Annotated in this window: 22 protein-coding genes and 1 riboswitch; of the genes, 15 read left to right on the forward strand and 7 right to left on the reverse strand. The window is 70.2% G+C overall.

Annotated features, from left to right (window positions below; all coding sequences use genetic code 11):
* Positions 1-15: 15 nt before the first annotated feature.
* From Sdi02f_RS10595 to Sdi02f_RS10650, 11 genes are all read left to right on the forward strand, one after another.
* Positions 16-576 (forward strand): hypothetical protein, encoded by a 561-nt coding sequence (locus Sdi02f_RS10595; RefSeq protein WP_031184773.1) that lies wholly within the window; start codon positions 16-18, stop codon positions 574-576.
* Positions 577-1749: 1173 nt separating this feature from the next.
* Positions 1750-2565 carry an SOS response-associated peptidase gene (locus Sdi02f_RS10605; protein WP_030400664.1) on the forward strand — a complete coding sequence of 272 codons (816 nt, stop codon included), beginning with the start codon at positions 1750-1752 and terminating at the stop codon, positions 2563-2565.
* A gap of 1 nt (position 2566) precedes the next feature.
* Positions 2567-3214 (forward strand): alpha/beta hydrolase family protein, encoded by a 648-nt coding sequence (locus Sdi02f_RS10610; protein ID WP_174843329.1) that lies wholly within the window; start codon positions 2567-2569, stop codon positions 3212-3214.
* Positions 3215-3471: 257 nt separating this feature from the next.
* Positions 3472-4155, forward strand: a complete 684-nt coding sequence (sigR, locus tag Sdi02f_RS10615; protein WP_030400662.1) for an RNA polymerase sigma factor SigR — start codon at positions 3472-3474, stop codon at positions 4153-4155.
* Positions 4152-4463, forward strand: coding sequence for a mycothiol system anti-sigma-R factor (gene rsrA, locus Sdi02f_RS10620; RefSeq protein ID WP_055467359.1), 312 nt, complete (start codon positions 4152-4154; stop codon positions 4461-4463). The genes sigR and rsrA overlap by 4 nt, the downstream gene beginning before the upstream one ends.
* 143 nt (positions 4464-4606) lie before the next feature.
* Positions 4607-5929, forward strand: coding sequence for an HD-GYP domain-containing protein (locus Sdi02f_RS10625; protein ID WP_053662399.1), 1323 nt, complete (start codon positions 4607-4609; stop codon positions 5927-5929).
* Positions 5930-6527: 598 nt separating this feature from the next.
* On the forward strand, positions 6528-7805 hold the full coding sequence (locus tag Sdi02f_RS10630; RefSeq protein WP_108933282.1) for an HD-GYP domain-containing protein: 1278 nt from the start codon (positions 6528-6530) through the stop codon (positions 7803-7805).
* A gap of 113 nt (positions 7806-7918) precedes the next feature.
* The gene (locus Sdi02f_RS10635) at positions 7919-8899 is read left to right on the forward strand and encodes a tetratricopeptide repeat protein (RefSeq protein WP_030400658.1); all 981 of its coding nucleotides are present in this window, start codon (positions 7919-7921) and stop codon (positions 8897-8899) included.
* An 86-nt stretch (positions 8900-8985) separates the two neighbouring features.
* Entirely contained in the window at positions 8986-9636 is a 651-nt protein-coding gene (gene def / locus Sdi02f_RS10640) for a peptide deformylase (RefSeq protein ID WP_108933148.1), read from the forward strand.
* A 258-nt stretch (positions 9637-9894) separates the two neighbouring features.
* A complete protein-coding gene (gene cyc1, locus Sdi02f_RS10645) occupies positions 9895-10980 on the forward strand; it encodes an epi-isozizaene synthase (protein WP_031184769.1) in 1086 nt (361 codons plus the stop codon).
* Positions 10977-12353, forward strand: coding sequence for a bifunctional albaflavenone monooxygenase/terpene synthase (locus tag Sdi02f_RS10650; RefSeq protein WP_030400655.1), 1377 nt, complete (start codon positions 10977-10979; stop codon positions 12351-12353). The genes cyc1 and Sdi02f_RS10650 overlap by 4 nt, the downstream gene beginning before the upstream one ends.
* 15 nt (positions 12354-12368) lie before the next feature.
* Here the strand turns inward: Sdi02f_RS10650 and Sdi02f_RS10655 are convergent, their stop codons facing one another.
* The gene (locus Sdi02f_RS10655; RefSeq protein WP_030400654.1) at positions 12369-13337 is read right to left on the reverse strand and encodes a GlxA family transcriptional regulator; all 969 of its coding nucleotides are present in this window, start codon (positions 13335-13337) and stop codon (positions 12369-12371) included.
* A 92-nt stretch (positions 13338-13429) separates the two neighbouring features.
* On the opposite strand from Sdi02f_RS10655, the gene Sdi02f_RS36990 reads away from it, so the two are divergent.
* On the forward strand, positions 13430-13693 hold the full coding sequence (locus Sdi02f_RS36990; protein WP_108933149.1) for a hypothetical protein: 264 nt from the start codon (positions 13430-13432) through the stop codon (positions 13691-13693).
* On the opposite strand, the gene Sdi02f_RS10665 is transcribed toward Sdi02f_RS36990, so the two are convergent.
* The 6 genes from Sdi02f_RS10665 to Sdi02f_RS10690 form a co-directional block, all read right to left on the reverse strand.
* The gene (locus Sdi02f_RS10665) at positions 13606-14646 is read right to left on the reverse strand and encodes a ribonucleotide-diphosphate reductase subunit beta (protein ID WP_108933150.1); all 1041 of its coding nucleotides are present in this window, start codon (positions 14644-14646) and stop codon (positions 13606-13608) included. The genes Sdi02f_RS36990 and Sdi02f_RS10665 overlap by 88 nt on opposite strands.
* A complete protein-coding gene (locus Sdi02f_RS10670; protein ID WP_108933151.1) occupies positions 14646-17051 on the reverse strand; it encodes a ribonucleoside-diphosphate reductase subunit alpha in 2406 nt (801 codons plus the stop codon). Before Sdi02f_RS10670 ends, Sdi02f_RS10665 begins: the two co-directional genes overlap by 1 nt.
* Positions 17052-17177: 126 nt before the next feature.
* A riboswitch (cobalamin riboswitch) is annotated at positions 17178-17321 on the reverse strand.
* Between the two features lie 77 nt (positions 17322-17398).
* Positions 17399-17905, reverse strand: coding sequence for a GNAT family N-acetyltransferase (locus Sdi02f_RS10675; RefSeq protein ID WP_030400651.1), 507 nt, complete (start codon positions 17903-17905; stop codon positions 17399-17401).
* 71 nt (positions 17906-17976) lie between these two features.
* Entirely contained in the window at positions 17977-19587 is a 1611-nt protein-coding gene (gene mctP / locus Sdi02f_RS10680; protein ID WP_031082635.1) for a monocarboxylate uptake permease MctP, read from the reverse strand.
* Complete coding sequence (locus tag Sdi02f_RS10685) at positions 19584-19871, reverse strand: DUF3311 domain-containing protein (RefSeq protein WP_037824637.1); 288 nt, start codon at positions 19869-19871, stop codon at positions 19584-19586. Before Sdi02f_RS10685 ends, mctP begins: the two co-directional genes overlap by 4 nt.
* Positions 19872-20017: 146 nt before the next feature.
* Positions 20018-20782 carry a GntR family transcriptional regulator gene (locus Sdi02f_RS10690; protein WP_003973740.1) on the reverse strand — a complete coding sequence of 255 codons (765 nt, stop codon included), beginning with the start codon at positions 20780-20782 and terminating at the stop codon, positions 20018-20020.
* Between the two features lie 454 nt (positions 20783-21236).
* On the opposite strand from Sdi02f_RS10690, the gene Sdi02f_RS10695 reads away from it, so the two are divergent.
* The 3 genes from Sdi02f_RS10695 (at position 21237) to Sdi02f_RS10705 (ending at position 24541) form a co-directional block, all read left to right on the forward strand.
* A complete protein-coding gene (locus Sdi02f_RS10695; protein ID WP_030400648.1) occupies positions 21237-22538 on the forward strand; it encodes a sugar ABC transporter substrate-binding protein in 1302 nt (433 codons plus the stop codon).
* 138 nt (positions 22539-22676) lie between these two features.
* Entirely contained in the window at positions 22677-23669 is a 993-nt protein-coding gene (locus Sdi02f_RS10700; protein ID WP_030400647.1) for a carbohydrate ABC transporter permease, read from the forward strand.
* Positions 23666-24541, forward strand: coding sequence for a carbohydrate ABC transporter permease (locus tag Sdi02f_RS10705; protein WP_030400646.1), 876 nt, complete (start codon positions 23666-23668; stop codon positions 24539-24541). Before Sdi02f_RS10700 ends, Sdi02f_RS10705 begins: the two co-directional genes overlap by 4 nt.
* Positions 24542-24547: the final 6 nt, after the last annotated feature.

The following is a 24547-nucleotide window of genomic DNA, read 5'->3' on the forward strand; positions in this document are numbered from 1 at the left end:
ACCTACGGTGGATACATGCGTATACGTCACTTCCTGCCGATCTGCGTCGCGGCGATCGGTCTGCTCACCGGCTGCTTCAAAGCGAGCGAGGAGCCGAGCGGTGCGACGGACCGGTCGTCGGCTCCGGCCGTCCAGCAGAGCGATCCGGCGGGTGACGGCAGCCGGGCCTGGGAGCCGGACGACGCGATGCGGCGGGCGGAGCGTGCTCTGAAGGCGGCGTCGGACAGCGACGCGAGTCCGGAACTCGTCGACACCGCGAGCGCGTTTATCGCGAGCGGCATGGACAAGAAGCACACTGCGCACGGCGACCGGCCGTACCTCCTCAGCATCACCTGTGACACGGACGGGATCGGAGAACTCACCCTCACCCTGTCGCGGGGCGATCAGGAGCAGGCGTACGGGATCGAGTGCGGGGACCGGGAAGCTGACCAGTTCAACATCCCCGCAGGTGAGCCGTTCACCGCACAGGTCGACCCGGTCAAGAACGGCACCGGCCTGATCCTGTGGCGCCTGGACACCATCGCCCGGAATGCGGTGGAGGGTTGTGACGACGACATCGATGGCTGTGACAGCTGAGCGGTGGACATTGTTCGAGCAACGGTGGCGGAGCCACCTGGGTTCTACGCGGCCATGATCCGTACCCACGCGGCGTGCCGGGCACGCGCGGTCCAGTTCCGCCGCACGACGCGTCCAAGGGGTCTCCGGTGCCCGACACTGCCACGGGCCACTGGGCGTAAGAGCAACAGCAAGCCGGCGAGGCGGGCTTCGGGTTTGGGGTGTCGTCGTGCAGGAGCTGGTGGTTGTGCTCGTCCGCTGCGTGCTCATGGCAGACATCACCGGCTGGCCGTGGGCGCTCGGCACGATGGTCCAGTGCGCCGGGATGGCTTTCCTGGCGCGCCAGGCAGCGTCGTGCCGAGCGGTTGGGGCGTCGCCGGATACACCGACATCGGTGGGATGGTGTCCGAATCGCTCGACGACGCCTACCCGGGGCGGTGATCCCATGACCACCGGCGTAGTCGCGTGACGCCCGGTTCGTGGTGGTCCGTCGGGTGAGTGGCAGGGCCGGAACGTGACAGGCACGGCTTCCAAGATCATGGAGTTCTCTACGCTCCGTCCAAGGACGACGACCGTCAGGCAATCCGTCTCCGTGCTCGGCGCGCCTCTCAGACCCCGCCTCCATTCTGTCCAAGGCTGCTTCCGGATCGAGGATCTGCCTGCGAGAAGCGAGCGCTCGCTCCGAAGATCCCGTTCGGACGGCGGCGCTGTGCCACCCGCCGCCCCTCGGGTGGGGCGGGAGGCGGATGGCCTCTCCACGGCTGGGTGGAGGGCGCGCCGAAGGGGCACAGGCGGGACATTCCGTTGGCGATGGACCTGGCCGAGGCCGTGGGCGAGCACGTGGTCCGCTGTGGCACCGGTCCGGGTGGTGCCCTCGTTTAAGACGATCACCGGAACCCTGGTCACCACCTCGGACTACTCGTCTGTGTTCCGTAAGGTTATGAAGACCTTGGGTTACGACTGGTCACGGTCACTACCTGCGACTTGGTTCGCCCCGACCGCGCTCAGTAGCGGTCTGTCACTCTTGCACATGTCCCGGTGGCCGGGGCACAGGAGCATCAAGGGGCGGACACGGCACCTTTCGCCGGACGCCACTGGCCGGGCGGTCAAGGGGATGGATGTGACGCTGGCCGGCACCGTGCTGACTTGGTGCTGAATGAACAGATATTTCCGCAGGTCAAAGGGGTTCTCCATATGTGCGGACGGTATGCGGCGAGTCGTCGACCCGAGGATCTCGCAGGAATCTTTGAGATCGAGAAGTGGGAGCCCAAGGAGAGCTTGGAGCCCGACTACAACGTGGCGCCCACCAAGGAGGTCTACGCCGTCCTGGACCGTCCCCTGAAGGACGCCGGGGACCCGAGGCCGGTTCGCCAGCTTCGGAAGCTGAAGTGGGGACTGGTCCCCTCCTGGGCCAAGACGCCCGAGGGCGGCGCCCGGATGATCAACGCCCGTGCGGAGACCGTCCACGAGAAGCCCTCCTACCGCCGCGCCTTCAGCGCCCGGCGCTGCATCCTGCCCGCCGACGGCTACTACGAGTGGGTCACCGGCAAGCAGGAGCGGGACCTGGAGGTCGAGGGGCGCAAGAAGCGGCCCCGCAAGCAGCCGTACTTCGTGACCCCGGCCGACGGGTCCGTGTTCGCCATGGCCGGGCTCTACGAGTTCTGGCGCGACCGGACCCTGCCGGACGACCACCCGCAGGCCTGGTGGGTGACGTGCTCGGTGATCACCACCGAGGCCGAGACCGAGCCGCTCGCCGTCGGCCCGGCCGACGGCCCGCACGCGCTGGCCGAGATCCACCCCCGGATGCCGCTGATGCTGACCCCGGACCGCTGGGACGACTGGCTCGATCCGGCCCGTACCGACCCCGACGCGCTGACCTCCCTGCTGGCGCCCCCGCCCCCCGGGCTGATGCGGGCCTTCCCCGTGTCCACGGCCGTGAGCAACGTCCGCAACAACGGGCCCGAGCTGCTCAAGGAGCTGGAGGCACCGGAAGAGGGCACACTCTTCTGACGTGACCAGCGACACCATCGAGAACATCCGCACCGAAGCGGGCACCGCCCGCATCACCTGGCACCGCGCGGACCGGCCCCGGCTCGTCCTCGCCCTGAGCCACGGCGCCGGCGGCGGCATCGAGGCACGCGACCTGCGGGCACTGGCCGCCGCCCTGCCGGCCCACGGGGTGAGCGTCGCCCTGGTGGAGCAGCCCTGGCGGGTGGCGGGCAAGAAGCTGGCGCCCGCGCCGAAGACCCTGGACACCGGCTGGCGGGGCGTCTGGCCCGCGCTCGCCGCGTCCGGCCCACCGGTGATCTCGGGCGGCCGCAGCGCGGGGGCCCGCGTCGCCTGCCGCACCGCGGCCGAACTGGGTGCCCACGCCGTCCTCGCGCTCAGCTTTCCCCTGCACCCGCCGGGCAAGCCGGAGAAGTCCCGCGCCGACGAGCTGCTGGGCGCCGGGGTGCCCACCCTCGTGGTCCAGGGCGGCAACGACCCCTTCGGCAGGCCCGAGGAGTTCCCCGAGGCACCCGAGGGGACCTACGACCTGATCGAGGTGCCGTACGGGGACCACGGCTTCGCCGTGCCCAAGCGGGCGGAGATCACCCAGGAGCAGGCGCTGGAGCTGATCACCGAAGGCGTCCTGGAGTGGGTCGGCCCACTCGGCTGAACGGCCGGGAATGACCGGCGGGTGACCGATGTTGTGCGGTGCATACGTTGCTGAGAATCAGCACCGACGCCGTAGGAGAGGAAGTCCGCCGCATGGGTTCAGCCTTCTGCCCGAGTCGCAGCAGCCGCGCCGACCTGGACTGGACCGTGCTGCACGCCGCCAAGACCGCCCCTATTCGGGCGGCGGGCGGACCGGATCGTCGTCTATCCTCCGATTCGAGTGAGGCCGGTCTCGGTTTCACGACGTCATTGGAGGAGGTGGGTCCGGTCACTGGGACCGACGCAGGGACCGAACACGGCCAGGCGGAGCAGCCCGAGGGCCGGGGCACGGGCGCGGAGTCGTCCGCCGAGCGCAGCGCGCGCTTCGAGCGGGACGCGCTGGAGTTCCTCGACCAGATGTACTCGGCCGCGCTGCGCATGACGCGTAATCCGGCCGACGCCGAGGACCTGGTGCAGGAGACCTACGCCAAGGCGTACGCGTCCTTCCACCAGTTCCGCGAGGGCACCAACCTCAAGGCGTGGCTGTACCGCATCCTCACGAACACCTTCATCAACTCGTACCGCAAGAAGCAGCGCGAACCCCAGCGCAGCGCGGCCGAGGAGATCGAGGACTGGCAGCTCGCCCGTGCCGAGTCGCACATGTCGACGGGTCTGCGCTCCGCGGAGTCGCAGGCGCTCGACCACCTGCCCGACTCGGACGTGAAGCAGGCGCTCCAGGCGATCCCCGAGGAATTCCGTATCGCCGTGTATCTGGCGGACGTCGAGGGCTTTGCCTACAAGGAGATCGCGGACATCATGGGGACACCCATCGGTACGGTGATGTCCCGGCTGCACCGTGGACGCCGTCAGCTGCGCGGCATGCTGGAGGACTACGCCCGCGACCGCGGTCTGGTCCCCGCCGGCGCCGGAGAGTCGAACGAAGCGAAAGGCTCGGGGTCATGAGCTGCGGAGAGCCGCACGAGACGGATTGCAGCGAAATCCTCGATCATCTCTACGAGTTCCTCGACAAGGAGATGCCGGACTCGGACTGCGTGAAGTTCGAGCACCACTTCGAGGAGTGCTCGCCCTGCCTGGAGAAGTACGGGCTGGAGCAGGCCGTGAAGAAGCTGGTCAAGCGGTGCTGCGGACAGGACGACGTGCCGGGCGACCTGCGGGCCAAGGTGATGGGACGGCTGGACCTGATCCGGTCCGGGCAGTCCGTGCCCGAACACGACGTCACCACGTCGCCGTCGGCGTCGCAGGAGTCCTGAGCCGGTCCGGAGACGCACAGGACTGTTCGGTTCTGTGCCGTTCCGAAGTCACTCGTACGTGCTAATCCGCGGGTTATCTGCCCGCGGCCTCCCCTTCGTCGTCCTAGGCTCCGAGCTTCACAGGCGTGGCCGGGGAGGGGCTCATGGACGCGGTACCCGCACGCGCGCGTGCGTACGTCGTATGCGTCGCCCTCGTCGCCCTGCTCTGCCTGCGGCCGCTGCCCTCGGTGCACGCGCCCTGGTGGGCGGTGCTGCTGCTGGCCGGGCTGTACGCGGGCTCCGAGCTGGTCGCGCGGTCCCGCTTCGTCGGCACCTGCTATCCCGTCCTGCTCGCCGGCGCCTTCCTGCTGCCGCCGCCCGCCGCCGCGCTCGTCGCCCTGCCCGGGGCCCTGCTGTCCCCGGTGCCGCGACGGCCCTACGGCCTGCGGCGGGTGTGGCGGGCCGCGCAACTGACCCTCGCCGTGTGGGCCGCCGCCTGCGTCCACTGGCGGCTCGGTGGCCGGGACGCGGTCGTGGAGCCCGCCTTCCCGTACGTCCTCGTGCCGGCCGGGGCCGCCGTACTCGCGTTCTGCGTGGTGCTCACCGTCCTGGACGGCGGGATCCTCACCCTCGCCGACCGGGTGCCGCCGCGCCGGGCGTGGCGGGGGCTGTTCCTCCGGTCGCTCGCGCCGATCGCGGCGCACGGGCTCGCCGGTCTGATGATGGCGGTCCTGTGGCGCAGTCCCTACGGCCCGGTGGCCGCGCTGCTCGTACTGCTGCCGATGTGCGTGGCGTGGTGGGCCTTCGCCCAGTACCACCGCGAGCGGGCCGCGCACCAGGCGACCATCCGGGCCCTGGTGCAGGCCGTCGACATCAAGGACGGCTACACGCGCGGCCACAGTGAACGCGTCGGTCAGGCCTCCATGATGATCGCCCGCGAGCTGGGCATGGACGACGAACGCGTCGAGACCCTCCGCTTCGCCGGGATCCTGCACGACGTGGGCAAGCTCGGGGTCCCCACCCGGCTGCTGCGCAAGGACGGGCCGCTGACGCCCGACGAGCGGCGGGTGATCGAACTGCACCCGGAATACGGTCACGAGATGGTGCGCGGCATCCGCTTCCTCGGCGAGGCCCGGGCCGCCGTCCTCCACCACCACGAACGGCTGGACGGCAGCGGCTACCCCTACGGGCTGGCCGGCGACCGGATCCCCGAGTCGGCCCGGGTGGTGGCGGTGGCCGACGCCTTCGACGCGATGACCTCCACGCGCTCCTACAGCCGGGCCCGTCCCGTCGCGGCGGCGCTGGAGGAGCTCCAGCGGTGTGCCGGGGCGCACTTCGACCCGCGGATGGTGCGGGCGCTCGTCCACGCCCTCGGACGCCACGGCTGGCGCCCGTCGGTGACGGCGGACGGCACACCGGCGCCCCCCGGCGCGATACCGGGCCGGCGCGGGGGCGCGCGGGACCACGTCGGCAAGGGGGCGTCATGAGGACGCCGGTGCCCCCGGCACGTCCTTGCCGGACCCGCCGTCCGCGCCGCGTCTGCCGTCCGCGCCGCGTCTGCCGTCCGTTCCGTGCCGGGCGTCGTCGGCCGGCTCTCTTTCCGTGGGCTGTTGGGTGCTTTCGTCCTCTTCTCCGTCGGTGCGCTGTCGGGTGCCTTCGTCCTCTTCTCCGTCCCTGCCCTGCCGGGTGCCTCCGCCCGGCCCGTCGTCCGTCCCCTGCCGGGTGCCCTCGCGCGGTTCTCCCTCCGTGCCCCGCCGGGTGCCTCCGTCGGGCTTGCGGTCCCGGGGGGCGCCGTCCTCGCCGGGGCCGGCACCACGGCCGGGTCCCGCGCGCGTGTGCCGTCGGCCGAGTCCGGGGAGCCCGGCGTCCGGGAGGCGACCGGGGGACGGGACCGGCCGCCGCGCGCCGTCGTCGGGGACCGGGACCGGCGGACACGAGGGCGCGGGCCGTCGGTGCGCGTGCGCGGTGCGCCGGCCGGCGGCGGCCCCCGGCCCCGGGGCGCGGGGGGCGTGCGGGCGGGGGTGCGCCGTGACGTCCTTCCGGCCCCGCGTCCCGTCACCCTCCCCGGCGGCACCGCGCCGGCGGCTGCGCCCGGACCCGCCCCGGGGCACCGGCGAGACGCCCCGGCCTCCGGGGACGGCGCTGTTCCTCGTACCCGGCTGTGCCGGCCTCCTCGCGCTCGGGTGCCTCGCCTCCGTGCTCGGGTCGGGGCCCCACCAGCGGCCCGTTGCGCTCGCCTTCGGGGGCCTCGTCGCCCTCGGCGAGCTGACCCGGCGCACCGGTGCCGAGGCCCGGGAGGCGGCTCCCCTCGGGGCCGCGGGCGCGCTGGCGTACGCGCTGCTCGGAGACGTCGCAGGGCAGCCCGCGCACCACGGCGTCGCCCAGACCGTCAGCGTCGTGCTCGCCGCCTCCCTGCTGGGCAGCGTGCCCCACGTCGCCCGCGGCAGCGGTCCCGTCCTCGACCCCCTGGCACGGCGCGTGCTCACCGTCGGCTTCGCCGCCGTCTGCTTCCGGCCCCTGTCCAACCAGGGCGTCTTCGACCACTGGAGCGGCCCCGCCTACGCGCTGCTGCTGCTCGCGCTCCTCGCCCTGACCACCCTGTGCGACGCCGTGCTCGCCGCCGCACCCGCGCACGCGCGCACCGGCTGGCCCTTCGGGCCGCTGCTGCGCGAAGAGCTGCGCGGCATGGTCGGGATCACCTCCGCGGTGTGTGCGACCGGTGCCGTGATGGCGCTCGCGGTGAGCGTCGCGGGCCTGTGGGCGCTGCCCGTCTTCTCCGTGCCGCTGCTGCTCGCCCAGCTCTCCTACCGCCGGTACGCGGCCGTGCGGGCCACCTACCGGCAGACCATCGCCTCCCTGGCCCGCGCCACCGAGATCGCCGGGTACACCCCGGCCGGGCACGCCCGCCGCGTCGCCGGGCTCGGGGTGGCCGTCGGGCGGGACCTGGGGCTGTCCGGGGCGGAGCTGACGGTGCTGGAGTACGCGGCGCTCATGCACGACATCGGCCAGCTGAGCCTCGTCGACCCGGTTCCGGCGGGTGCCACCGCCGACCTGCCCGCCTCGGAACAGCGGCGGATCGCGCTGCTCGGCGGGGCCGTCGTCCGCCAGACCGGCGTCGACGCGGCGGTCGCGGTGGTGGTGGAGCGGCAGGCCGACCCCTGCCGGGAGCAGCCGGTGGCCGCGCGGATCGTGCGGGTCGTCAACGCCTACGAGGAGAAGGCACGGGACGCGGGTCCGGGCGGTGGCCTGGCGGCGCTGGAGGAGCTGCGCCTGGCCACCGCCGGCGACTACGCTCCCGAGGTGGTGGAAGCGCTGGCCCGAGTCCTTTCGCGAGGCAGCCTTACCGAGCCCGCGGCTGGGTAACCCATGGGTAATGAGCGCCTCCGCAGCCGTACGTGGTTTGATGCCCGGGAGAGGGTGTCCGGGGGCGCGAAAGGCACAGCCAGCCCACTGAACGGAACTGGCAGGCGGGAATCGTGAGGATCTTCGGCAAGGCACGGCACCGGCCCTCCGCCTCCTGGCGGCAGGCCACCGACCGCGCGTTCACGCTGATCGGCGACGGTCGCTACGACGACGCGGGCGCGCTGCTGACGCGGGCGGCGGACCTGGAGCCCTGGCTGTCGGAGTCCTGGTTCAACCTGGCGCTGCTGCACAAGTTCCGGCACGACTGGGAGCAGGCCAGGGCGGCGGGCCTGAGGGCCGTCGCACTGCTCGACCGGGACGCCGGCGCCCCCGACTGGTGGAACGTCGGCATCGCCGCGACCGCCCTGCAGGACTGGCCGCTGGCCCGCCGGGCCTGGCAGGCCTACGGGCTGCGCACCCCGGGCGAGGCCACGGACGCCGGTGAGCCGCTCGGCATGGACCTCGGCAGCGCGGCGGTACGGCTCTCCCCGGAGGGCGAGGCCGAAGTGGTGTGGGGGCGGCGGCTCGATCCCGCCCGCGTCGAGGTGCTGTCCATCCCGCTGCCGTCCTCGGGCCGGCGCTGGGGCGAGGTCGTCCTGCACGACGGCGTGCCGCACGGGGAGCGGACGACCAGCGCCGGGCACTCCTACCCCGTCTTCGACGAGATCGAGCTGTGGGCGCCCTCACCCGTGCCCACCTGGGTGGTCCTCCTGGAGGCCGCCACCGAGGCCGACCGGGACGCCCTGGAGCAGCTGGCCGCGGACGCCGGGTTCGCCGCCGAGGACTGGTCGTCCTCCGTCCGGCTGCTGTGCCGGATGTGCTCGGAGTCGCGGATGCCGTCCGACGAGGGCGAGGGCGAGCACCTCGACCCGCACGACCACAGCGAACCGGGACACCCCGGGCCGCTCGGGCACCGCACGGACGGGCAGCTGTGGGTGCCGGAGCGGGAGTGCGGGGTGGCCGCGCCGGCCGGGCTGGTGAAGGGGCTGCTGGACGGGTGGGTCGCGGACAGCCCGGACTCGCGTGACTGGCGGGACCTGGAAGAGGTCTGCTGAGCGGCCCCGTAGTCTTTGACGGGGCAGTCTCTGCCCCAGGCACTCCAGCATCACCCTTGGTTGTACGAGGAAGGCATACGTCGGTCATGGCCCAGCAGGACACCGAACAGCAGCACCCGGGCGTGCTCCCCGTGGACGACGAGGGGTTCGTCGTCGACACCCAGGACTGCGAGGAGCGCGAGGCCGACTGGCGCGGGCGCGGCACCTCGCGCCCGATCACGGTGGTCGGCAACCCGGTGCTGCACAAGGAGTGCGAGGACGTCACCGACTTCGGCGAGGCGTTCCAGCAGTTGGTGGCCGACATGTTCGCCAGCCAGCGCACGGCCGAGGGCGTGGGCCTGGCCGCCAACCAGATCGGTGTCTCCAAGAAGGTCTTCGTCTACGACTGCCCGGACGACGAGGGCGTCCGTCACGTCGGCGTGGTCTGCAATCCCCAGCTCGTCGAACTGCCCGCGGACCGCCGCCGCCTGGACGACAGCAACGAGGGCTGCCTGTCCGTGCCGACCGCCTACGCGCCGCTGGCCCGCCCCGACTACGCCGAGGTGACCGGGCAGGACGAGAAGGGCAACCCCGTCAAGGTGCGCGGTACCGGGTACTTCGCACGGTGTTTGCAGCACGAGACGGACCACCTGTACGGGTACCTGTACATCGACCGGCTCTCCAAGCGCGAACGCAAGGACGCCCTGCGGCAGATGGCCGAGAACGAGCCCCGCTACCCCGTGGTCGCCAACGACTGACACCGCCACACCCGCCCCACATCTCCCTCGCGCACGGCGCCTGTTCGGGTCTTCCCCGAGCGGGCGCCGTTCGTCTGTGCGCGTCCCTGGAAAGCCGCCACACAACAGGAGAATTCCGGCACGCAGGGGTAGTGAATGAAGCAAATCCGTTCCCAGAACGGTCAGTTGTGGTGCTGAATGGGAAGTGCGGGATACGCAACGGCGCACGCCCGGCTCAGGGAGAGGGGTGCGCCACCGGCGGCTGAGAGGGGTTTGTTCGTGCATGCTTTCTCACACGGCACCACAGCGACACCGACAGCGATCGCAGTACCGTCATCGCTCCGCCTTCCAGTGATCGAGGCGGAATTTCCGCGGCAACTGCACCCGTATTGGCCCAGGCTCCAGGAGACAACACGCGCCTGGCTGCTCGAAAAGCGGCTCATGTCGGCGGACAAGGTCGAGGAATATGCCGACGGCCTGTGCTACACGGACCTCATGGCCGGGTACTACCTGGGTGCCCCCGACGAGGTCATGCAGGCGATAGCGGACTACAGCGCGTGGTTCTTCGTCTGGGACGACCGGCACGACCGCGACATCGTGCACGGCCGCCCCGGCGCCTGGCGACGACTGCGCGGCCGGCTCCACACGGCGCTCGACTCCCCCGGGGACCACCTGCACCACCAGGACGCGCTGGTGGCCGGGTTCGCCGACAGTGTGCGGCGGCTCTACGCCTTCCTGCCGGCCACCTGGAACGCCCGCTTCGCGCGGCACTTCCACGCGGTGATCGAGGCGTACGACCGGGAATTCCACAACCGCACGCGCCGCACCGTGCCCGGCGTCGAGGAGTACCTCGAACTGCGCCGGCTCACTTTCGCGCACTGGATCTGGACCGACCTGCTGGAGCCGAGTTCGGGATGCGAACTCCCCGACGCCGTACGGAAACACCCGGCATATCGGCGGGCGGCGCTGCTGAGTCAGGAATTCGCCGCCTGGTACAACGACCTCTGCTCGCTTCCGAAAGAAATAGCCGGGGACGAGGTCCACAATCTCGGTATCAGTCTCATCACCCATCACTCACTCACGCTGGAAGAAGCCGTCGCAGAAGTCAGGCGACGCGTGGAGGAATGCATCACCGAATTCCTCGCCGTGGAGCAGGAAGCCTTGCGCTTCGCCGACCGGCTCGCCGACGGAACCGTACGCGGAAAGGAACTGAGCGGCGCCGTACGGGCCAACGTCGGCAATATGCGGAACTGGTTCAGTTCCGTCTACTGGTTCCACCACGAGTCCGGCCGGTACCGGGTCGACAGCTGGGACGACCGGTCCACGCCCCCGTACGTCAACAACGAAGCGGCAGGTGAGAAATGACCGTCGAGTCCGTCCGTCCCGAAACGCGCGCACCAGGCGCACCGGAGCTGCGCGAGCCACCCGTCGCGGGCGGCGGCGTGCCGCTGCTCGGCCACGGCTGGCGGCTGGCCCGCGACCCGCTGGCCTTCATGTCCCAACTGCGCGACCACGGCGACATCGTGCGCATCAAGCTCGGCCCCAAGACCGTCTACGCGATCACGGACCCGGAGCTGACGGGCGCCCTCGCCCTGAACCCCGACTACCACATAGCGGGACCGCTGTGGGAGTCGCTGGAGGGGCTGCTCGGCAAGGAGGGCGTGGCCACCGCCAACGGCCCGCTCCACCGCCGCCAGCGGCGCACCATCCAGCCGGCGTTCCGGCTCGACGCCATCCCCGCCTACGGGCCGATCATGGAGGAGGAGGCGCACGCGCTCACCGAGCGCTGGCAGCCCGGGCGGACCGTCGACGCCACCTCCGAGTCCTTCCGGGTCGCCGTGCGCGTCGCGGCCCGCTGCCTGCTGCGCGGGCAGTACATGGACGAGCGGGCCGAGCGGCTGTGCGTCGCGCTCGCCACCGTCTTCCGGGGCATGTACCGGCGCATGGTGGTCCCGCTCGGGCCGCTGTACCGGCTGCCGCTTCCGGCCAACCGCCGCTTCAACGACGCGTTGGCCGATCTGCACCTGCTGGTCGACGAGATCATCGCCGAGCGCCGCGCATCCGGTCAAAAGCCGGACGATTTGCTCACGGCATTGCTGGAGGCGAAGGACGACAATGGCGACCCGATCGGGGAACAGGAGATCCACGACCAGGTGGTCGCGATTCTCACCCCCGGCAGTGAAACCATCGCGTCCACGATCATGTGGTTGCTCCAGGCACTTGCCGAGCATCCGGAACATGCCGACCGCATACGCGACGAAGTCGAAGCGGTCACCGGCGGGCGCCCCGTGGCATTCGAGGACGTCCGCAGCCTCACGCACACCGGCAATGTCATCATGGAGGCCATGCGTTTGCGTCCGGCCGTATGGGTATTGACCCGGCGCGCGGTGGCCGAGAGCGAACTCGGTGGCTATCGCATTCCGGCCGGTGCGGACATCATCTACAGTCCGTACGCAATCCAACGCGATCCGAAGTCGTACGACCGCAACCTGGAGTTCGACCCGGACCGGTGGCTTCCGGAACGGGCGAAGAATGTGCCGAAACACGCCATGAAGCCTTTCAGCGCGGGCAAGCGGAAGTGCCCCAGTGACCACTTCTCGATGGCGCAGCTCACGCTGATCACGGCCGCGCTCGCCACGAAGTTCCGCTTCGAACAGGTGGCGGGCTCGAACGACGCCGTCCGGGTCGGCATCACGCTGCGCCCGCACGACCTGCTGGTCAGGCCCGTGGCGCGATGACACGGCCGGGACGGATCAGGCGGCGGCCTCCGGCCCCCGGAAGGTGCGCCGGTAGGCGTGCGGGGTGGTGCCCAGGGCCCTGACGAACTGGTGCCGCAGGGCCGCCGCCGTGCCGAACCCGGCGCGCCAGGCGATCGTGTCCATCGTCTCGTCCGTCGCCTCCAGCAGCCGCTGCGCCAGCAGCACCCGCTGGCGCAGGATCCAGCGGTAGGGAGTCGTCCCCGTCTCCTGCTGGAAGCGGCGGGCGAAGGTGCGCGGGGACATGTGCGCCCGGGCCGCGAGCTGCTCGACGGTGACCTCCTCGTCGAGGTGCTGTTCCATCCAGGCCAGCACCTCGCCGACGGTGTCGCAGGAGGAGCGCGGCAGCGGCCGTTCGATGTACTGCGCCTGCCCGCCGTCCCGGTGCGGCGGCACCACCATGCGCCGCGCGATCCGGTTGGCGACCTCGGTGCCCTGCTCCTTGCGCACGATGTGCAGGCAGGCGTCGATGCCGGCGGCGGTCCCGGCCGACGTGATCACCGGGTCCTCGTCGACGTAGAGCACGTCCGGCGCGACCTCGGCCCGCGGGTACTGCCGGGCCAGTTCGGCCGCGTGGTGCCAGTGCACCGCGCACCGCCGCCCGTCCAGCAGACCGGCGGCGCCCAGGACGAAGGCGCCGGAGCACACGCTCAGGACGCGGGTGCCCCGGTCCGCCGCCCCGCGCAGGGCCTCCAGCAGCTCCGGCGGATACTCCCGGCGGACGAAGTCGCTGCCCGCCGGCACCGCGATCAGGTCGGCCTCGGCCAGCCGCTCGAGACCGTACGGCGTCGAGACGGTCAGCCCGCCGACGTGGGTGCTCAGCTCGGGGCCCTCGGCGGAGACCACCGCGAAGTCGTACCGCGGCAGACCCTCGTCGCTCCGGTCGATGCCGAAGACCTCGCAGATCACGCCGAGTTCAAAGGGATGCGCGCCGTCCAGCAGGACGGCGGCCACGTTGCGCAGCATGGTGTCAGTGTGCCCCGGAAGTGGCAGGAAATCGAGGCCGTACGGCAGTCCTGCCACTCCCGGTAAGGAGCGACCACGACGACAGTGGTGTCATGACCGGAAACCAGATTGAAGGCCTTGTCGGAATGCTCGTGACCTTCGGACTCCTCGTCCTCATGGTCCTCCCCTCCGTGATCGGCATCGTGCGCGACCGGCGCATCGACCGGCAGCTCAGGGAGGCCGAGGAGGGGAGGGGTCCGGGGAAGGAGACGCGGACGCCCCGGAAGACTCAGAAGTCCTCGGACAGGTCGACGGTGCCCTCCACCGCCACCTGGTACGCCGAGGGGCGGCGCTCGAAGAAGTTGGTCAACTCCTGAACGCCCTGCAGCTCCATGAAGGAGAAGGGGTTCTCCGAGCCGTACACCGGGGCGAAGCCGAGCCGTGTCAGACGCTGGTCGGCCACGCACTCCAGGTACTGCCGCATGGAGTCGGTGTTCATCCCCGGGAGGCCGTCGCCGCACAGGTCGCGCGCGAACTGCAGCTCGGCCTCGACGGCCTCCCGCAGCATGTCGGTGACCTGCTCCCGGAGCTGCTCGTCGAACAGCTCCGGCTCCTCCTTGCGCACGGTGTCGACGACGTCGAACGCGAAGGACATGTGCATGGTCTCGTCCCGGAACACCCAGTTGGTGCCGGTGGCCAGGCCGTGCAGCAGACCCCGGCTGCGGAACCAGTAGACGTAGGCGAAGGCACCGTAGAAGAACAGGCCCTCGATGCACGCGGCGAAGCAGATGAGGTTGAGCAGGAAGCGGCGCCGGTCGGCCTGGGTCTCCAGCCGGTCGATCGACTCGACCGAGTCCATCCACGTGAAGCAGAACTCCGCCTTCTCGCGGATCGAGGGGATGTTCTCCACGGCCGCGAAGGCGGCGGCGCGGTCGTCCGGGTCGGGCAGGTAGGTGTCCAGCAGCGTCAGGTAGAACTGGACGTGCACGGCCTCCTCGAAGAGCTGGCGGGACAGGTACAGCCGTGCTTCGGGGGAGTTGATGTGCTTGTAGAGGGTCAGCACCAGGTTGTTCGCGACGATCGAGTCACCGGTGGCGAAGAAGGCCACCAGCCGGCCGATCAGGTGCTGCTCCTCGGGGCTGAGCCTCGCCAGGTCGGCGACGTCCGAGTGGAGGTCGACCTCCTCGACGTGCCAGGTGTTCTTGATCGCGTCCCGGTAGCGCTCGTAGAAGTCCGGGTAGCGCATGGGGCGCAGGGTCAGCTCGAAGCCCGGGTCGAGCAGGTTCTTCGTGGCGTGGTGCGCGGGGGTCTCGGCGGTCTCGGTGGTCATTACTGGCAGGCCTCGCAGGACTCGGGGTTTTCCAGGGAGCAGGCGACCGCCTCGGGGTCCGGGGCGGCCTGCACGGGGACGGTGGTGGTCCGGGCCGCGGCGCGGGCGATCCGGGTGGCCGGGCGGGAACGCAGGTAGTACGTGGTCTTCAGGCCCCGCTTCCAGGCGTAGGCGTACATCGAGGAGAGCTTCCCGATGGTCGGCGTCTCCAGGAACAGGTTCAGCGACTGGGCCTGGTCGAGGTACGGGGTGCGGGCGGCGGCCATGTCGATCAGGCCGCGCTGGGGGATCTCCCAGGCGGTGCGGTACAGCGCGCGCACGTCGTCGGGGATCCAGGAGAAGCCCTGCACCGAGCCGTTGGCCTCGCGCAGCGCCTCGCGGGTGCGCGCGTCCCACACGCCGAGCCGCTTGAGGTCGTCCACCAGGTAGGAGTTGACCTGGAGGAACTCGCCCGACAGCGTCTCGCGCTTGAACAGGTTGGACACCTGCGGCTCGATGCACTCGTAGGCACCGGCGATGGAGGCGATGGTGGCGGTCGGCGCGATGGCCAGGAGCAGGGAGTTGCGCAGCCCGGTCGTGGCCATGCGCGCGCGCAGCGCGGCCCAGCGCTCCGGCCAGGTGTGCTCGACGCCGTAGTGGTCGGGGTGCAGCACACCCCGCGCCGTACGGGTCTTCTCCCAGGCCGGCGCGGGGCCGTTGCGCTCGGCGAGGTCGGCGGAGGTCTCGTACGCGGCGAGCATGATCCGCTCGGCGATGCGGGTGGACAGGGCCTTCGCCTCGGGGGAGTCGAAGGGCAGGCGCAGCCGGAAGAAGACGTCCTGGAGACCCATCGCGCCGAGGCCCACCGGACGCCAGCGGGCGTTGGAGCGGCCCGCCTGCTCGGTCGGGTAGAAGTTGATGTCGACGACCCGGTCGAGGAAGGTGACGGCGGTGCGGACGGTGGCGTCCAGGCGCTCCCAGTCCATGCCGCCGCTCGCGGGGTCGGCGAAGGCCCCGAGGTTGACCGAGCCCAGGTTGCACACCGCCGTCTCCCCGTCGTCGGTGACCTCCAGGATCTCCGTGCAGAGGTTGGAGGAGTGGACGACGTGGCCCGGGGTGGCGGTCTGGTTCGCGGTGCGGTTGGCGGTGTCCTTGAAGGTCATCCAGCCGTTGCCGGTCTGTGCGAGGGTGCGCATCATCCGGCCGTACAGCTCACGGGCGGGCAGCGTCCTGCGGGCGAGCCCCGCCTCCTCCGCCCCGCGGTAGGCGGCGTCGAACTCCTCGCCCCACAGGTCGGTCAGCTCCGGCACGTCGGCGGGGGAGAACAGCGACCAGGTCCCGTCGGCCTCCACGCGGCGCATGAACTCGTCCGGCACCCAGTGCGCGAGGTTCAGGTTGTGCGTACGGCGGGCGTCCTCGCCGGTGTTGTCCCGCAGCTCCAGGAACTCCTCGACGTCCGCGTGCCAGGTCTCCAGGTAGACCGCCGCCGCGCCCTTGCGCCGGCCGCCCTGGTTCACGGCGGCGACCGAGGCGTCCAGCGTCTTCAGGAACGGGACGATGCCGTTGGAGTGTCCGTTGGTGCCGCGGATCAGCGAACCCCGGGAGCGGACGCGGGAGTAGGCGATGCCGATGCCGCCGGCGTGCTTGGACAGACGGGCGACCTGGTGGAGCCGCTCGTAGAGGGAGTCCAACTCGTCCCGGGGGGAGTCCAGGAGGTAGCAGGACGACATCTGGGCGTGCCGGGTGCCGGAGTTGAAGAGGGTGGGGGAGGAGGGGAGGTAGTCGAGGCGGCTCATCAGGCCGTACAGGGCGGCGACCTCGTCCACGGACCGCGCGGTGTCGTCCTCGGCGAGTCCGGAGGCGACCCGCAGCAGGAAGTGCTGGGGCGTCTCGACGGCCTTGCGGGTGATCGGGTGGCGCAGCAGGTAACGGCTGTAGAGGGTGCGCAGCCCGAAGTAGCCGAAGCGGTCGTCCGCGTCCGGGTCGACGAGGGCGTCGAGACGCTCCGCGTGCAGCCGTACGAAGGCGGCCGTGCGGTCGGCGATCAGGCCCTCGCGGTGGCCGGTGGCGACCGAGTCGGTGAAGGTGACGACGCCCTGGCCGGCGGCCTCGGCGCGGATGCCGATGGTCAGCAGCCGGGCGGCCAGCCGGGAGTAGACCGGGTCCTCGGAGATCAGCCCCGCGGCGGCCTCCGTGGCCAGCTCGCGCAGCTCGGCCTCGTCGGCGTGCGCGGACCGGCCGCGCAGCGCGGCGGCGGCCACCCGGCCGGGATCGGCGTCGGGGAGGTCGGCGGTCAGCCCGGTCAGGGTCCGCAGCAGGGCGGCACCGGGGCCGTCGGGTCCCGCGGTCACGGGGGCGGCGGTCCCCGGGGCGGCTGGAGCCGTCACCGGGTTCGCTGAAGCCGGGTCGGCTGGCGCGATGGTCACGTGGAGCACTCCCTCGCTCGGCACGGGGCCTGGCGGAGGGCAGGGGGCAGCACACGAGCGCACGCGGCGTCGCGCGTCCACCGGCCCACTCCACGAGGCCCGGACGTCATGGCACCCGGGCCGGGACGGCCGGGCGCACTGTCGGCAGGTCCTCGGACTGGACAGGCGTGCGCGCACGTGCGAAGACGTACGGATGCACGCAAGTACACCGTTGCGGGTCAGTTCCGGATTCGCACCGGATTCCCCTGCGGCGACAGCGAGCACGAGCATACATCTTGTGCCGGGTGGTGCGAGCACCCCCAGATGTTGTGTCCTGGCGTGGTCTCTCGCCGGTCAGGGCGCCGCTGTCAGAGCGTCAGCCGGTAGGTGAGCAGCATGATGTCGTCCAGCTCCGGCAGGGGATTCCAGTCGCGGCCGGGCGTGCGGACGAAGCCCAGGCGCTCGTAGAGCCGGTGCGCGGTGCGCATCGCGGCCTGGGTCGACAGCACGACGCCCGTGCACCCCGCCACGGCCCGGGCGCGGTCCACGCAGGCCCGCACCAGCGCCTCCCCGGCCCCGCGGCCGCGTGCCTCGCGGGCGACGGCGAGCATGCGTATCTCGGCCTCCCCGGGGCGCGAGATGTCCGCCATCGGGCCGCCGGACGGCACGAAGGTCACGCCGCCGAGCACCCGGCCGTCCGCCGCGGCGACCAGCACCTCCGCGGCCGCCGCCCGCTTGGCCACGTCGCGCAGCTCGTCCAGGTACGAGTCGCTCTCCCCGAAGTCGAGGAGGCCGTCGCGCAGGTAGGCCTGCGCGGTGATCTCGCCGAGGGTGTCGTACTCCTCGGCCGTCGCCCGCCGGATCACGAAGTCCATGCCGCGAGTGTGCCCGATGGGTACGACAACGGGCCGCCGGTTTTCTCCGACGGCCCGCTGGACGGGGGGAACTAGTGCGAGCTGCCCGCCGTGGCCGGCGGCAGTTCGACCTGGACGCCGGGGTCGCCGGCGTCCGCCGTGTAGTCGGCCGGCCTGGTCTCGTCCACGCCGTCGGGCGCCTTGACCGCCCTCAGGACGACGGTCAGGACCACGGTGACCAGGACGTTCAGCACGAAGGCGGTGAGACCGATGTAGCCGATCTCGCCGATGCCGGGGATCTCGTCGGAGGAGCCGCCGAAGTGCTTCTGCGTCGGGGAGGCCACGCCGTAGGCGGCGACCGTGCCGTAGACCATGCCGACCGCCCAGCCGCCGAGCAGTGCCCAGCGGTGGAACCAGCGGGTGAACAGGCCGCCGACCAGGGCCGGGAAGGTCTGCAGGATCCAGATGCCCCCCAGGAGCTGGAAGTTGATCGCGACCGTCTTGTCCATGCCCAGGACGAAGATCAGCGCGCCCACCTTCACCAGCAGCGACACCAGCTTGGAGACCTTGGTCTCCTGGGCCGCGGTGGCGTCCGGCTTGATGAAGTCCTTGTAGATGTTGCGGGTGAAGAGGTTCGCGGCCGCGATCGACATGATCGCCGCCGGGACCAGGGCGCCGATGCCGATGGCCGCGAACGCCACGCCCGCGAACCAGTCCGGGAACATGTTCTCGAACAGCTGCGGGATCGCCAGCTGGCCGTTCTCCACCTTGACCCCGGCGGCGATCGCCATGAAGCCGAGCAGCGCGAGCAGGCCCAGCATCAGCGAGTACAGCGGCAGGATCGTGGTGTTGCGGCGGATCACCTCACGGCTGCGCGAGGACAGCGTGGCGGTGATCGAGTGCGGGTACATGAAGAGCGCGAGGGCCGAGCCGAGCGCGAGCGTCGCGTAGGTCCACTGGCCCCCCGAGTCGGGCACCACGCCGCCCTTGCCCGACTCGGCGAACTTGTCGCTCGCCGCCGCGAAGATGTCGTCGAAGCCGCCCAGCTTGATCGGGATGTAGATGATCGCCACCGCGATGACGATGTAGATCAGCGTGTCCTTCACGAACGCGATCAGCGCGGGCGCGCGCAGCCCCGACGAGTAGGTGTACGCCGCGAGCACGCCGAAGGCGATCAGCAGCGGCAGGTCCTTGACGAACCAGTTGGTGTCCTCGCCGCCGCCGACGCCCATCACGTCGAGCACGGCCTGGATGCCGACGAGCTGGAGCGCGATGTACGGCATCGTCGCCAGGATGCCGGTGACGGCCACCGCCAGCGACAGGCCCTTGGAGCCGAACCGGCCGCGCACGAAGTCGGAGGTCGTCACGTACCCGTGCTTGTGCGAGACCGACCACAGGCGGGGCAGGAAGGTGAAGATCAGCGGGTAGACCAGGATCGTGTACGGCACCGCGAAGAAGCCGGAGGCGCCCGCCGCGTAGATCGCCGCCGGGACGGCCACGAAGGTGTAGGCGGTGTACAGGTCGCCGCCCAGCAGGAACCAGGTGACCCAGGTGCCGAACGAGCGGCCGCCCAGGCCCCATTCGTCGAGGCTGTGCTCGTTCTCGGCCCTGCGCCAGCGGGCGGCCATGAAGCCCATGGCGGTGACGAGGACGAAGAAGAAGATGAAGACGGCGAGTGCGACGCCGTTCACGCCGTCGTTCATCGCGGCTCACCGCCCTTCGCGGAGGAGGTGGCGGCGGAGTGGGCGGCGCGTCCGCGCTGGTCGCGCTGCCACAGTTTGTACGCGGTGACCGTGAGCAGGGTCGAGATCAGCACCCAGGCCATCTGGTACCAGTAGAAGAAGGGGACGCCGATGAACGTCGGGTCCGCCTTCGCGTAGGAACCGACCCAGAGCATGGCGACGAACGGTGCGACGAGACAGATCCCGATGACGACCCGCACCGGGGTCACCACCGGCTCTCTGCTCGCGTCTGTGTCTTCTGGCATGCGCGGCTCCGTCCCCTCGCTGATCACCTCGTGCAGTGCGCACGCAATGTAGGTGACGGCGTCAGGACAGCGGAAGACCTCGTCCGTATATCGGTCCTCAACCGAAACGTCGCGTCCGGGCGTGGGAAAGGTACGCCCGGAATGTGCTAGTCCTGCGGGCGCTTGAGGCGGGCCACGAACTTGTAGCGGTCGCCGCGGTACACCGAGCGCACCCACTCCACCGGCTGGCCGGTGCGGTCCTGCGAGTGCCGCGAGAGCATCAGCATCGGCAGGCCCACGTCGGTACCGAGCAGGCCGGCCTCGCGCGGGGTGGCCAGCGAGGTCTCGATGGTCTCCTCGGCCTCGGCGAGGTGGACGTCGTACACCTCGGCCAGCGCGGTGTAGAGGGACGTGTACTTCACCAGGGAGCGGCGCAGGGCGGGGAAGCGCTTCGCGCTGAGGTGGGTGGTCTCGATCGCCATCGGCTCGCCGTTGGCCATGCGCAGCCGCTCGATGCGCAGCACCCGGCCGCCGGCCGTGATGTCCAGCAGTCCGGCGAGCCGGTCGTCGGCGGTGATGTAGCCGATGTCCAGCAGCTGCGAGGTGGGTTCGAGGCCCTGGGCCCGCATGTCCTCGGTGTACGAGGTGAGTTGCAGCGCCTGCGACACCTTGGGCTTGGCGACGAAGGTGCCCTTGCCCTGGATGCGCTCCAGGCGGCCCTCGACGACCAGTTCCTGCAGGGCCTGGCGCACGGTGGTGCGCGAGGTGTCGAACTCGGCGGCCAGCGTGCGCTCGGGCGGGACCGGGGTGCCCGGCGTCTGGGTCCGGGTCATGTCGAGCAGATGCTTCTTCAGACGGTAGTACTTGGGCACGCGCGCGGTACGGACGGTCGCCCCACCCTCGTTCTCCGCACTGCTGACGTCGGTGCTCATGCTCTGCCTTCCCGGCTCCGGGTGCCGAAGCGACCGCTATCCCTGTCGGCCACGGCTCACATCGTGGCACGGCTCCGCGCGAGGATGCCCCCGTACGCTCCGTGATCCCTTCTGTATACCCGCGGGAACACCCTTGGTCTAGTCCACAGGGGGTTCGGGCGTCGCTGGTACGCGCGTTCGGGGGGTGCGCGGACAGGCCATTCGGTGGGGGGTGGTACACCCGGTCCCGGTCCGCCCGTTCTGTCGCTTGCGCAATGAAAGGTCCCTGCATATCTCGGTCCCATCACGGAGGGACCGGGGGAGTTTGAACACCCTTGACAGTCCTATTGGTCTGGGCCAAGCTCCCCCTACTGGTCTACACCATTGGTCCAGGTCCCGGCCCCAGGAGCGGTACGCGTTCACGCTCGAACCGCAGGGAGGCAGGGGGGTTTGTGGCATCCCTGAGGAGGGTGGCGTGAAGCGCAAGCTGATAGCCGCGATCGGTATCGCGGGCATCATGGCAAGCATCGCGGCGTGCGGGAGCTCTGACGACGACGCGTCCAAGCAGGATCCGAAGGACCGCAAGGGCGAACTCACCGTCTGGCTGATGGTCGACGCCCAGAGTAGCTGGCCCGAGCTGGTCAAGCAGGCGAACACCGAGTTCAACAAGAAGTACCCCGGCGTCAAGGTCAACGTCCAGTACCAGCAGTGGGGCGACAAGACCAAGAAGCTCGACGCCGCCCTGTCCGGCGACTCGTTCCCCGACGTCGTCGAGCTCGGCAACACCGAGACCATGACGTACATCCTCAACGGCGCCCTCGGCGAGATCGACGCCAAGAAGTACGACAACTCGGACACGTGGATCGAGGGCCTCAAGGACACCTGTTCCTACGAGGGCAAGCTCTACTGCGTCCCCTACTACGCGGGTGCCCGCGTCGCCATCTACAACAAGGACATGTTCAAGGCCGGCACGGGCTCCGACCAGCTGCCGACGACCGAGGCCGACCTGCTCAAGGCGCTCGACAAGGTCCAGGACAAGTACAAGAAGGACAACGCGTTCTCCGCGCTGTACCTGCCGGGCCGTTACTGGTACGCCGCGATGTCCTACGTGGCCGCCTACGGCGGGGAGATCGCCACCTACGACGAGGGCAGCAAGGAGTGGAAGGCCGCCCTGTCCACGCCGGAGGCGCAGAAGGGCATCCAGCACTTCATCGACCTGGTCAAGAAGTACAACCACGGCGACCAGACCAAGGACGAGCAGGACCACGCCAACGTCATGGCCAACGAGAAGGCCGCCCTTCTCTACGGCAACGGCTGGGAGGCCGGCAGCGTCGTCGACTCCAAGACGAGCGGCAACCCGAAGCTCAAGGACAAGATCGCCACGGCGGGCATGCCCGGTCCCGAGGGCAAGACCCTGCCCTCCTTCATCGGCGGGTCCGACCTCGCGACCGTTTCCAAGTCCGACCAGCAGGACCTCGGTCAGGAATGGATCTCGCTGTTCACCAATGAGAAGTCCCAGGCCGCACTGGCCGAGAAGGACATTCTCCCGAACAACACCAAGCAGCTCGAGCCGCTGAAGGCCAAGCCCGAGACGGCGCCGATCGCCAACGCGGTTCCCGACGCGTGGTTCACCCCGATCGCCCCGGGCTGGTCGGCGATCGAGAAGAAGGAAACGCTCGAGACGATGCTCCTCGACATCCTCAAGGGCAAGTCGGTCGCCGACGCCACCAAGGCGGCCGACGCGGAGATCAACTCCCTGATCAACGAGTCCTCCTGAGCCTCCCCGCTCGAACTCGTTGACTTCCGGTGCCTTGTCCGGCCGCGCCGGCCGGACAGGGCCGGTTGGGCGGCCGGCCGCATGGCGCGTGCCGGCCGCCGACTCGATGCAGAATCCTTCGAACGGAAGGCCAGCACAGTGAGTGCCGCCGACATCAAGACAGCCGGCCCGGAGGTGTCCGCCCCGCGGCCTCCTCACGGTGCCGGCCCGGCGCCGTCCGCACCCCGGCGGAGCCGGTGGACGAACGGGCCGTTGCTGCCCTACCTGCTGATCGCGCCGGCTGTCGTGGCCCTCGCCGCGGTGTTCGTCTGGCCGCTGATCAAGACCGTGATCATGTCCTTCCAGGACGTCGGCCGACGTGAACTGTGGACCGGTCAGGCCGCCGACTGGGTCGGCTTCGACCAGTTCACCAACATCCTCGGCGACAGCGAGTTCTACGATGTCGTGTGGCGCACCGTGCTGTTCATGGTGGTGTGCGTCGTCACCACCCTGGCCATCGGTCTCTTCCTCGCGCACTCCATGCAGCGCATGACCAAGGCGGTGCGACTGCTGCTGACCGGCGCGCTGATCGCGGCCTGGTCGCTGCCCCTGCTGGTCGCCACCTCGATCTTCCGCTGGTTCGCCGACTCCGACTACGGCGTCGCCAACATGGTCCTCACCGAGTACCTGGGCCTCGACTTCCAGGGCCACAACTGGTGGCTCGATCCGAAGCAGGGCTTCCTCATGATCGGTGCCGTGGTGGTGTGGGGAGCCGTGCCGTTCGTCGCCGTCACCCTGTACGCCGCCTTCACCCAGGTGCCGAGCGAGCTGGAGGAGGCCGCGGAACTGGACGGCGCCGGCCGCATCGGCGTGTTCCGCTACGTGACCTGGCCGGTGATCAAGCCCGTCTTCCAGATGGTGGCCACGCTCTCGGTGATCTGGGACTTCAACGTCTTCGGCCAGGTCTTCCTGATGCGCGGCAACAAGCCGGAGCAGGAGTACAACCTGCTCGGCCTCTACTCGTACGAGAAGGCCTTCGAGTCGAACAGCTTCAGCCAGGGTGCCGCCATCGCCCTGATCACCGTGCTGCTCCTCTCCGGCGTCGCCGTCTACTACCTGCGCCAGCTTCTGAAGATCGGAGAGGTCGAGTGAGCGACACGACCGCCCCCGGCGCCACGGCGCCCGCATACCGGCCCGACCGCAAGAAGCGCAGCCGGCACTTCTACAACCTCGTGGGTGTCGTCACCTTCGTGGTGATGGCCTTCCCGGTCTACTGGCTCGTGGTGAGCGCGCTGCGCCCCAACAACGAGATCCGTTCCTACGACCAGAAGCTCTGGCCGAGCTCCATCACCTTCGACAACTTCCGCCGGGCGATCGACGCGCCGAACTTCGGCACCGCCATCCAGTCCAGCCTCATCATCTGCGTGACCGCCGTCCTCGGCGCCATGGTGCTCTCCACGATCGCGGCCTTCGCGATCGGCCGGTTCCGGTTCGCCGGGCGCAAGGCCTTCATGATCGTGCTGCTCGTGGTGCAGCTGCTGCCGCCCACGGCGATGCTGATCCCCCTGTACATCCAGCTCAACGACCTCGGCGCGATCAACGAGTACTGGGGCGTCATCGTCATCTACCTGGTCACCACGCTGCCGTTCGCCACCTGGATGATCCGCGGGTTCGTCGTGAACATCCCGCTGGAGCTGGAGGAGGCCGCGATGGTGGACGGCTGCTCCCGGATGGGCGCCTTCTGGCGCGTCGTGTTCCCGCTGCTCGCCCCCGGCCTCGCCGCCGCGTCGATCTTCTCCCTGATCAACGCGTGGAACGAATACCTGCTCGCCTACATCGTGCTGCAGGACAACGACAAGTACACGCTCAACGTCTGGCTCATGAATTTCACCACCTCGCACGGCACGGACTACGGCGCCCTGATGGCCGCATCGACGATGATCGCGATCCCCGTCGTGGCCTTCTTCATGATCGTGCAGAAGAAGATGGCCGCCGGCCTGACGTCCGGCGCCGTGAAGGGATAGCGCCAC

This window comes from Streptomyces ardesiacus (genome assembly GCF_003112575.1).
In the GTDB taxonomy this organism is placed as follows: Bacteria; Actinomycetota; Actinomycetes; order Streptomycetales; family Streptomycetaceae; genus Streptomyces; species Streptomyces ardesiacus.

Bases quoted from the DNA above. Each gene is read 5' to 3' on its own strand.
- Sdi02f_RS10595 (WP_031184773.1), top strand. From the start codon at position 16: ATGCGTATACGTCACTTCCTGCCGATCTGCGTCGCGGCGATCGGTCTG.
- Sdi02f_RS10605 (WP_030400664.1), top strand. From the start codon at position 1,750: ATGTGCGGACGGTATGCGGCGAGTCGTCGACCCGAGGATCTCGCAGGA.
- rsrA (WP_055467359.1), top strand. From the start codon at position 4,152: ATGAGCTGCGGAGAGCCGCACGAGACGGATTGCAGCGAAATCCTCGAT.
- Sdi02f_RS10625 (WP_053662399.1), top strand. From the start codon at position 4,607: ATGGACGCGGTACCCGCACGCGCGCGTGCGTACGTCGTATGCGTCGCC.
- def (WP_108933148.1), top strand. From the start codon at position 8,986: ATGGCCCAGCAGGACACCGAACAGCAGCACCCGGGCGTGCTCCCCGTG.
- Sdi02f_RS10650 (WP_030400655.1), top strand. From the start codon at position 10,977: ATGACCGTCGAGTCCGTCCGTCCCGAAACGCGCGCACCAGGCGCACCG.
- Sdi02f_RS10655 (WP_030400654.1), bottom strand. From the start codon at position 13,337: ATGCTGCGCAACGTGGCCGCCGTCCTGCTGGACGGCGCGCATCCCTTT.
- Sdi02f_RS36990 (WP_108933149.1), top strand. From the start codon at position 13,430: ATGACCGGAAACCAGATTGAAGGCCTTGTCGGAATGCTCGTGACCTTC.
- Sdi02f_RS10665 (WP_108933150.1), bottom strand. From the start codon at position 14,646: ATGACCACCGAGACCGCCGAGACCCCCGCGCACCACGCCACGAAGAAC.
- Sdi02f_RS10675 (WP_030400651.1), bottom strand. From the start codon at position 17,905: ATGGACTTCGTGATCCGGCGGGCGACGGCCGAGGAGTACGACACCCTC.
- mctP (WP_031082635.1), bottom strand. From the start codon at position 19,587: ATGAACGACGGCGTGAACGGCGTCGCACTCGCCGTCTTCATCTTCTTC.
- Sdi02f_RS10685 (WP_037824637.1), bottom strand. From the start codon at position 19,871: ATGCCAGAAGACACAGACGCGAGCAGAGAGCCGGTGGTGACCCCGGTG.
- Sdi02f_RS10690 (WP_003973740.1), bottom strand. From the start codon at position 20,782: ATGAGCACCGACGTCAGCAGTGCGGAGAACGAGGGTGGGGCGACCGTC.